Origin of the sequence: uncultured Schumannella sp. (assembly GCF_905479755.1) — a bacterium.
In the GTDB taxonomy this organism is placed as follows: Bacteria; Actinomycetota; Actinomycetes; order Actinomycetales; family Microbacteriaceae; genus DCRR01.
Genome location: NZ_CAJQNT010000040.1, coordinates 23945 through 33065, shown reverse-complemented (window position 1 = coordinate 33065; position 9121 = coordinate 23945). Strand labels below are relative to the sequence as shown.

The 9121-nt window shown below is 69.6% G+C and carries 7 protein-coding genes; all 7 read right to left on the bottom strand.

Annotated features, from left to right (window positions below):
* Positions 1 to 111: 111 nt before the first annotated feature.
* Positions 112 to 1554, bottom strand: a complete 1443-nt coding sequence (murC, locus tag QZ258_RS10905; protein WP_294181441.1) for a UDP-N-acetylmuramate--L-alanine ligase — start codon at positions 1552 to 1554, stop codon at positions 112 to 114.
* On the bottom strand, positions 1551 to 2645 hold the full coding sequence (locus QZ258_RS10900) for a glycosyltransferase (protein ID WP_294181439.1): 1095 nt from the start codon (positions 2643 to 2645) through the stop codon (positions 1551 to 1553). Before QZ258_RS10900 ends, murC begins: the two co-directional genes overlap by 4 nt.
* Positions 2642 to 3889, bottom strand: a complete 1248-nt coding sequence (ftsW, locus tag QZ258_RS10895) for a putative lipid II flippase FtsW (protein ID WP_294181437.1) — start codon at positions 3887 to 3889, stop codon at positions 2642 to 2644. Before ftsW ends, QZ258_RS10900 begins: the two co-directional genes overlap by 4 nt.
* A 107-nt stretch (positions 3890 to 3996) precedes the next feature.
* Positions 3997 to 5052: a hypothetical protein gene (locus QZ258_RS10890; protein WP_294181435.1), complete on the bottom strand. Its 1056-nt coding sequence runs from the start codon at positions 5050 to 5052 to the stop codon at positions 3997 to 3999.
* A complete protein-coding gene (gene mraY, locus QZ258_RS10885) occupies positions 5037 to 6155 on the bottom strand; it encodes a phospho-N-acetylmuramoyl-pentapeptide-transferase (RefSeq protein WP_294181433.1) in 1119 nt (372 codons plus the stop codon). The genes QZ258_RS10890 and mraY overlap by 16 nt, the downstream gene beginning before the upstream one ends.
* Entirely contained in the window at positions 6152 to 7552 is a 1401-nt protein-coding gene (gene murF, locus QZ258_RS10880; protein WP_294181432.1) for a UDP-N-acetylmuramoyl-tripeptide--D-alanyl-D-alanine ligase, read from the bottom strand. The genes mraY and murF overlap by 4 nt, the downstream gene beginning before the upstream one ends.
* Positions 7549 to 9105: a Mur ligase family protein gene (locus QZ258_RS10875; protein WP_294181430.1), complete on the bottom strand. Its 1557-nt coding sequence runs from the start codon at positions 9103 to 9105 to the stop codon at positions 7549 to 7551. Before QZ258_RS10875 ends, murF begins: the two co-directional genes overlap by 4 nt.
* Positions 9106 to 9121: the final 16 nt, after the last annotated feature.

Genomic DNA, 9121 nt, shown 5'->3' with positions numbered 1-9121 from the left:
GCGGCGCCGCAGCCGGCTTCGCCGGCGGGGTGCGTCGCGCGCGGTCACCGGACGAGGCGCCGCCGCGTCGTGCCGGCGGCTCCGGCGCGCGATCGAAGCCCTCGGGCCGTTTCACGCCGACGTGCTCCGCCCCGCCGGGGCGGGAGCCGTGGCCTCGAGGGATTCCAGCACCTGCGGAATGATCCGGTAGACGTCGCCGCAGCTGAGCGTCATGACCAGATCTCCCTCGCGGGCGATCTCGGCGACGCGATCCGCGGCCGCCTGCCAATCCGGAACGAAATCCACGCGGGAGGCATCGCGGAACCGATCGGCGACCAGCGCACCGGTCACGCCCTCGATCGGATCCTCGCGCGCACCGTAGACGTCGAGCACGATCGTGTGGTCAGCCAATTGTTCGTAGGCTTCGGCGAACTCGCCCGCCATCGCCTGCGTGCGGCTGAACAGGTGCGGCTGGTGGACCGCGATCACTCGTCCCGTCCCGACGACCGATCGTGCGGTGGCGAGCGCCGCCCCGACCTCGGTGGGGTGATGCGCATAGTCGTCGAAGACTCGGACACCGCGCACGGTCGCGTGCCACTCGAACCGCCGCCCCGTGCCATCGAACTCCTCGAGAGCGCGCGCGGTGGCCGCGGGCTCGAACCCGAGACCGACCAGCACCGCGAACGCGCCCGCGGCATTCAGCGCGTTGTGCGCGCCGGGGACACGAAGCGCGACACGGTGATCGACACCGAGATACCGCACCGTGAAGCTGACCGGCCCCTCGGCAACGAGGTCGAGAACGCGAACATCGGCGGACTCCGCCACACCGAAGGTCACGACACGCGGATGCGCGAGGCGAGCCCGCACCGCCGCGGCTCCGGCATCGTCGCTCGAGATCACGACCAGTTCGCTCGCGGCGTCGGCGAAGCGCACGAACGCATCCTCGAAGGCAGCCGCGGTGCCGTAATGGTCCAGGTGGTCGTCGTCGACATTCGTGATGAGGGCCACCGCGGTGTCGTACAGCTCGAAGGACCCGTCGGACTCGTCAGCTTCGACCACGAAGAACTCCCCCGAGCCCGCACGCGAGCTGCGCCCGAGCCCGGCGATCACGCCGCCATTGACGAAGCTCGGGTCCGCATCGAGGGCCGCCAGCGCCGTCACGACCATCCCCGTCGAGGTGGTCTTTCCGTGCGCGCCCGCCACCGAGATCAGACGCCGACGCGCGGCATCGCCATGGTGACGGATGAGCCAGTCGAGCGCGTTCGCGCGGTGCAGCACGGGCAGGCCGCGTCGCAGCGCCTCCTGGTACTCGGGGTTGTCTTCCCAGAGCGCACCGGTGACCACCACCGTGTCCGCCGAGCCGAGGTGGTCCGCGGCGTGGCCGACGAAGATCGTCGCCCCGAGGTGGCGCAGGCCGTCGAGAGTCGCGGAGTCGCTGCGGTCGGACCCGGAGACCTCATAGCCGGACTCGAGGAAGACCCGCGCGATGCCGCTCATCCCCGAGCCGCCGATCCCCACGAAGTGCAGCCTCCCGAGTGTCGCGGGCAACTCCAGAGACAGGTCGGGCTTGATCACGATGACACGTTAGTCGACGTCGCCGAGAGCGCCTCGCGCACGAGCGCGACCATCCGGTCGGCACCGTCGCGCACCCCGGTGGATGCCATTCCCGCCGCCAGCCGGGCGACCCGCGCGCGATCAAGCAGCAGCGGAACCAATTCGCGGCGAATCCACGCCGGGGTGAAGTTCGCATCGGCGATGACGAGGGCGCCCGAGGCCACCACCGCATCGCGCGCGTTCCAGGCCTGCTCGCCGTTGCCCACCGGATACGGGATGAACACGGCGGGCACACCGACGACCGCCAACTCGCTCACGGTCGCCGCGCCCGAGCGGGAGACCGCGAGTTCCGCGACGGCGAGGGCGAGCTCCATCCGGTCGCAGTACTCGAGCAGGTGATAGCCGTCGAGGTGCGGATCGGCGACGGGGCTGCGCGAGCCCGTGATGTGCAGGATCTGCCAGCCGCAGCCGAGGATCTCGGACGCGCTGACCGACACCGTCTCGTTGAGGCGGCGGGCACCGGTCGATCCGCCCGTCACGAGCAGCACCGGGCGAGCGGGGTCGAGGCCCCACATCTCGAGGGCCTCGCGCCGCGCGGCCGCGCGGTCGAGCGACTCGACTTCGCGCCGCAGCGGAAGACCGACGACGCGACCGTGGCGCAGCCGTGTTCCGGCGAAGGTCACCCCCACGAAACGGGTGAGCGCCGCACCGAGCCGGTTCGCCATCCCCGGCCGCGCATTGGCTTCGTGCACGACAATCGGGATGCCGACGCGGCGCGCCGCGAGATAGGCCGGAGCCGCTGCGTATCCGCCGAAGCCCACGACCACCTCGACGTCATGTTCGCGGAGGTACTTCTCGGTGCCCGTGATCGTGGCGCGCAACGCTCCGGGAAAGCTGAGGACCGCGCGGTTCAGCCGACGCGGAAAAGGAACCCGGGGAATCGTGAGCAGTTCGTACCCGCGCTCGGGCACGAGACGCGCCTCCAGACCCTCCGCCGTGCCGAGCACCAGGATGCGCGCCTCCGGTTCGAGGTCGCGTAGCCGGTCGGCGGTCGCCAGCAGCGGGTTGACGTGGCCGGCGGTGCCGCCGCCCGCGAAGAGATACGTGGTCACGAGCGTGGGACTCCCGGGTTCGAGCGTTGAGGGGCGCGACTCGATTCTGGGGCATCCGGCCGGTGCCTCGCGAACGAGAGCACGACGCCGACGGCAAGCAACGAGGAGATGAGCGCGGAGCCGCCCGCCGACATGAAGGGCAGGGGCACCCCGAGCACGGGCAGGAGGCCGAGCACGACGGCGACGTTCACGAAGGCCTGGGTGACGATCCACACCATCACGGCGCTCGTGGCGATCTTGGCGAAGGGGTCGCGGTTCATGCGCACGATGCGGACGAAGGTGACCGCGAGCACCGCGAAGAGCACCAGCACCAACAGCGCTCCGACCAGGCCCAGCTCCTCCCCCACGATCGCGAAGATGAAGTCGCTCTCGGCGTGCGGGATCCACAACCACTTGTATTGCGAGTTGCCGAGACCGCGACCGAAGATGCCGCCATTGGCGAGCGCCTCCCAGCCGTGGATGGTCTGCCAGCAGTGCAGCTCGTAGTCCTCGGGGCGCGTGCACCCGGTGAGCCATGCTTCGATACGCTGCTGACGCGAGGCGCTCCCCTGCGCGACCAGGATGCCGATGAGGGCGGACCCGGCCACCAGGGCGCCCACGATGCGAAGCCGCACGCCGGCGTAAAACAGCGCGCCGAGCGTGAGGGCGAGCAGAATCACCGCCGTCCCCAGGTCATTGCCGAGCAGCACGAAGAAGATCGCGCCGAATGCCACCGGGAGGATGGGCAGCGCGACGTGCTTCCACTCGTTCAGCAGCGCGCTCTTCTTGGTCAGGATGAACGCCAACCAGACCACGAGCGCGAGCTTGACCAGCTCCGAAGGCTGCAGCGAGAAGCCGCCGATGTCGAGCCAGTTCCGGTTGCCGCCGTAGCCCGTGCCGAGGCCGGTGAACACCAAGAGCTGAAGCAGGATGCCGAGGCCGAGTGCGTGCCAGGCCCACTTCTTCCAGAACGAGATCGGGGCGCGGGCCGCGAGCAGCATCAGCGGGATGCCGACGGCCGCGAACAGCGCCTGGCGCGCGGCGCGGGAGAACACGTCTCCGTCGTCCACGAGCGACTGAATCGAGGACGACGACAGCACCATCACGAGGCCGAACACCACGAGGAAGATGGTCGTGCCCAGAAGCACGAAGTACTCGCGCGTCTCCGCGGCGAACAGCAGCCGGACGGCGACGACGGCCTTCCGCACTGGTCTCTCGGGCGGGGTACCGGGGCCCTGGGAACGACCCGGTCGGGTGGAAGTCACCGCCACTCCTCTCGAACGCGCGTCGGGACCGCGCGCTCTCAGTCTGCGGCCGCGTCGCTCCCCGGCTTCGCGGCGGGCGCGCGTGTCGTCGGAACCGAGTTCGGCGCTCAGTGCACGCGGTTGAGGATTCCCTCGCGGATCGCGCGCGGCTCGACCCCGGCAGCACGGGCGAGGGCGGCGGCGGCGAGCACGTCACGGAAGTCCTCGCGGGTCGACAGTCCGGCCGCCGCGAGATCTGCCGTGGTGGCCAGTTCGAGCGCGTGGGAGCGGCGTTCCTCGAGAAAAGCCCGATCGACGAGGATCCCCTCGACGACCCCGACGTCGCTCGGCCCCGGGATCCCGAGGCCGAATCCGATCGCGCGCGCGCCCTCCTGCACCTCAGCCTCTTCGACCGCGTCGCGGGTCGCCGGCTCGCCCAGGTTGTACACACACGCGAGCCGGGTGTTCTCGTAGATCTTGGCGAGCGCCGCTCGGTGGGCCTCGGCGCCTTCGTGCCAGTCGCTCGGATCGGCGGCGACGTCGAGCGCCAGGCTCGCCTCGGGCGCGATCGACTCGGCGGCGCGAACATCCACCCAGTGCAGCTGTCGGCTCGACAGCTCCACCGCGAGCACATCGAATCCCGCGGGATCGCGGATCGCGTCGAGGACCGGGACGCCCGCTCCGCCGGCCGGCGCGGCGCGCAGCCCCGCTTCGCGCAACATCGACGCCGTGAGATAGGCGACCTGCGAGGTCGACGAGCCGCCGGTCATCGTGAGCCAGCGCGCGGGATCCCCGGACTTGTCACGCACCCGCCAGGCCAGGTCGACGTCGCTCCAGATCGGGAGGCCGCGATCGACGGCCCCCTGCAGCGCAGGATGGCTCCGCGGCACGCGCGGGCTGGCGATGAGCAGCTCGGGGTCGTGCACGCTCTCGAGTCCGGTCTCCTCGGGGACCCCGAGCTGGATGCGGGCACCGATGACAGTCGCGAGTTCGAGCAGATTCGGCGTCGACGCGACGGGGATCACGTCGACGTCGGCGCCGAGTTCGACGAGCGTGTCGACGACCGAGAAGCCGACCTCGTCGAGACCGACGACCGCCACCCGCAACCCCGACCAGTCGGCATTCCAGCTGGCGAGGGTCGCGAGCCGGTGCGAGGGAGCTGCCGGGCTCAGCGGCTGACCCATTCGAGGTAGAAGGCGCCGACTCCCGCCGCGACGAACAGCGCGGCGATGATCCAGAACCGCACGACGACGGTGATCTCCGCCCAGCCTTTGAGCTCGAAGTGATGATGCAGGGGACTCATCAAGAACACGCGTCTGCCCTGGCCGAGCGTCCACTTCGTGATCTTGAAGTAGACGCGCTGCACGACGACGCTTCCCGTCACGACGAAGAAGAGACCGCCGATCAGGATGAGGAGCAGTTCGGTGCGGGTCAGGATTGCGAGCGCCGCGAGCGCGCCGCCGAGGCCGAGCGATCCCGTGTCGCCCATGAAAATCTGGGCCGGTGAGGTGTTCCACCACAAGAAGCCCACGAGGCTGCCCGCGATCGCCGCCGCGACCACGGCGAGGTCGAGCGGATCGCGCACCTCGTAGCACTTGTAAAACACCACGGGGTCGATCTGGTCGTTGAAGCAGGACTGGTTGGCCTGCCAGAAGCCGATGAAGATGTAGGCCGAGAACGCGAAGATCGAGGCCCCGCTCGCGAGACCGTCGAGGCCGTCCGCGATGTTGACGCCGTTCGAGGCGCTCACGGTGATGAGGTTCACCCAGAGGATGAAGAGCCCCATGCCGATGACCGGACCGAACGTGAAGAGGTTGAGCCACTCGATGTCGCGCCAACCCGAGATGTAGGTCGAGGCCGGGGTGAGCCCGTTCTCGTCCAGGAACTCGGGGTGAATCGCCAGGAACGCGAAGATCGTCGTGACGGCGACGATGCCGATGATCTTCGACCAGCCGCCGAGTCCAAGACTCTGCTGCTTGCGGGTCTTCAAGAAGTCGTCGATGAAGCCGATGAAGCCGACGCCGACCATCATGCCGAGCACGAGCACGCCGACCATCGTCCACGGAACGCCGGAGACCCCGTGCCCGACGAGGTACCCGAGGATGCTGCCGACGATGAAGACGATTCCGCCCATCGTCGGAGTCCCGCGCTTGGCGTGATGCGACTCCGGCCCGTCGTCACGAATGAACTGACCCCAGCTGAGCTTTTTGAACAGCCGTCCGAAGAGCGGGGTCAGCAGCAGCGTGAAGACGAGCGAGAATCCCCCCGCAATGAGCAGCGCGATCACGAGGCGGTCACCCCGCCCAGGCGGTCGCCGAGGACGCGGAGACCCGCGGACTTGGATGACTTCACCAGCACGACGTCGCCGTCTCGAAGTTCTTCACGCAACAGATCGTATGCCGCGTCGATGTCGTCGACGAGGACCGACTCCCCGTCCCACGAACCTTCGAGGCCCGCCGCGAGGTGGATGTGTCGGGCGGCCTGGCCGACCACGACGAGCTTGTGGATGTTCAGCCGGACGATCAGACGCCCGATCCGATCGTGCTCTTCGAGGGCGAATTCCCCGAGCTCCGCCATCTCGCCGAGCACAGCGACCGAGCGCTGCTCGGGGGTGACGATCTGCGCAAGGGTGCGAAGCGCCGCGGCCATCGAATCGGGGCTCGCGTTGTACGCATCATTGATCACGGTGATGCCGGTTCCGGGATCCAGCAGTTCCATGCGCCACCGTTCGGCACGCGGCACGGAGCCGAGCGCGGCGATCGCGCGTTCGATCGGGATGCCGAACTCGCGCGCCACGCACAGCGCGGCCAGCGCGTTCGAGACGTGGTGCTCGCCGAGGATGCGGAGCTGAACCGCGTGGCGCGCCCCGTCGACCTCCACAGTGAAGCGGGTTCCCGTGATGCTGGTCTCGACGTCGAGCGCGCGCAGGTCGGCCTCGGCGCCATGCCCGAAGCGCACGATGCGCGCCCGCGTGAGCTCGGCCATCTTGTCGACCCGCGAGTCGTCAGCGTTCAGCACCGCAACCGCGCTCGACGGGAGGTCGCGCACCATCTCGGACTTGGCCTTCTCGGTCTGCTCGATGCCACCGAACTCGCCGGCGTGCGCCAATCCCACCTTGAGCACGATGCCGACGTCGGGCGTCACGATCGAGATCAGGCGCGCGATCTCACCGACACCGCTCGCCCCCATCTCGACCACGAGGTACTCGGTGCTCTCGTCGACGCGCAACATCGAGATCGGCGCGCCCACGTGGTTATTGAACGATCCCTCCGGCGCGACGGTCGGCCCCTCGACCCCCAGGATGGCGCGCAGCAGGTTCTTGGTGGTCGTCTTGCCGTTGGATCCGGTGACGGCCGCGACCCGGAGCCGGCCGAGCGAGCGCACGCGCGCGACGACGTCGCGCGCAAGCGCCGCAAGGGCGACGACACCGTCGGCGACGACGAGCACCGGCACGCTCAACTCGAGCGGCCGTTCCGCGATCACCAGGGCGGCGCCGTTCTCGACGGCCGCCTCGGCGAAGAGATGCCCGTCGGTCACCTCACCGGGGAGAGCGAAGAAGATCGAGCCGGGCGTCACCAGCCGCGAATCGGTCTCGACCGAACCTCCGACCGCCGTCTCGGCGGCGCCATCCGGAATCCGGGCCCCGACCGCCTCCGCGATCTCGGCCACCGTGAGCGAAATCATGACCATCCCGCCTCGCGCAGTGCCTCGCGCGCTTCGTCTCGAGCGGAGTACTCGGTGCGCACGCCGCGGATGTCGCGATAGTCCTGGTGCCCCGGTCCCGCCCACAGAATCGAGTCGCCTTCACGCGCCAAGGCGACCGCGGCACGGATCGCGGCCTCGGGTGGGCTGACCTCGTGGGTCTCCGGCTGGTGTTCCGCCAGGGCGGCACCCTCCAGGAGCGTCTTGCGGATCGAGACAGGGTCTTCGAAGCGCGGGTGGTGGTCGGTGATGATCAGGATGTCGGAGTGCTCGGCGGCGACGCGTCCCATCTCGTGACGCTTGGTGGCGTCGCGGTCGCCGTCGGCGCCGAAGACCATGATGGTGCGGCCGGGGGTGAACTCGCGCACGGCAGCCAGGGTGTTCTCGAACGCCGCGGGGCTGTGCCCGAAGTCGACGTAGACGCGCGGGCCGCGCTCCCCGGAGACGAGTTCGGTTCGACCCGGCAGTGTCGCCTGAACACCGCCGTCGGCGTCGAGCGCCGCCTCGATCGCCGACAGCTCGAACCCGGCCTCGACGAGCATGACGATCGCGAGCGCGGCGTTGGCCGCCATGTGCCAGCCGATCAGCGGCTCGCGCGTCACGAGCGAGCGGCCGTCGGGCCCGGTCAGCCGGAACTCGGTGAACGTCGCCGCCTTGTCGAGGATCTCGACCTTCCAGGCCGCGTCGTTGGCGTTCTCGGCATGACCGACCGTCGCGATCGTCGTCACCGGGATGTGCGACTCATCGACGACGCGCGCGCCCCACTCGGTGTCGAGACACACGACGCCGCGTCGGGCGTGCTCGGGCGTGAAGAGCGCGAGCTTGGCCGCGAAGTAGGCCTCGAAGTCGGGGTAGTCATCGAGGTGATCGTGACTGAGGTTGGTGAAGCCCACGACGTCGAACAGAAGACCATCGACGCGCCGGTGCGACATCGCCTGGGCGCTGACCTCGATCGCCACCGCGCGCACCGCGGCCTCGCGCATGCGCGCGAGAAGCGCATGCATCTCGCTCGACTCCGGCGTTGTGAGCCGACTGACGATCGACAGCTCGCCGATGTGACGCTCGGAGGTCGAACTGAGCCCGGTCACCAGGCCCAGTTGGCGCAGGATGCCTTCGAGCAGGTACGAGGTCGAGGTCTTGCCGTTGGTGCCGGTCGTTCCGAACAGCAGCGGCGGATCGTCGTGCGTGCGGTAGACCCACGCCGAAATCTCGCCGAGCGCGCCGCGCGGATCTTCGACGCGAAGCACAGGAAGCCCCGATCCGATGGCGAGCTCGGCGCCCTCGGCGTCGGTCAGAATCGCCACCGCGCCGGCGTCGCGTGCGGCCTCGGCGAAGGCGGCGCCGTGGCTGCGCGCCCCGCGCACACCCACGTAGAGATCGCCCGGCCGCACCTCAGCGGTGCTGAGCGTGACGCCCGTGATCTCGAGACCCTCGAGCGAGCCGTCGACGGCGAGCCCGAATTCGTGGGCGAGAACCGCGACCGCGCGCGGGGTGGGGTGCTCTGGGCGGAGGACCGGGGGAATCCGCGAACTCACGCGCCGCTCCTCGGGA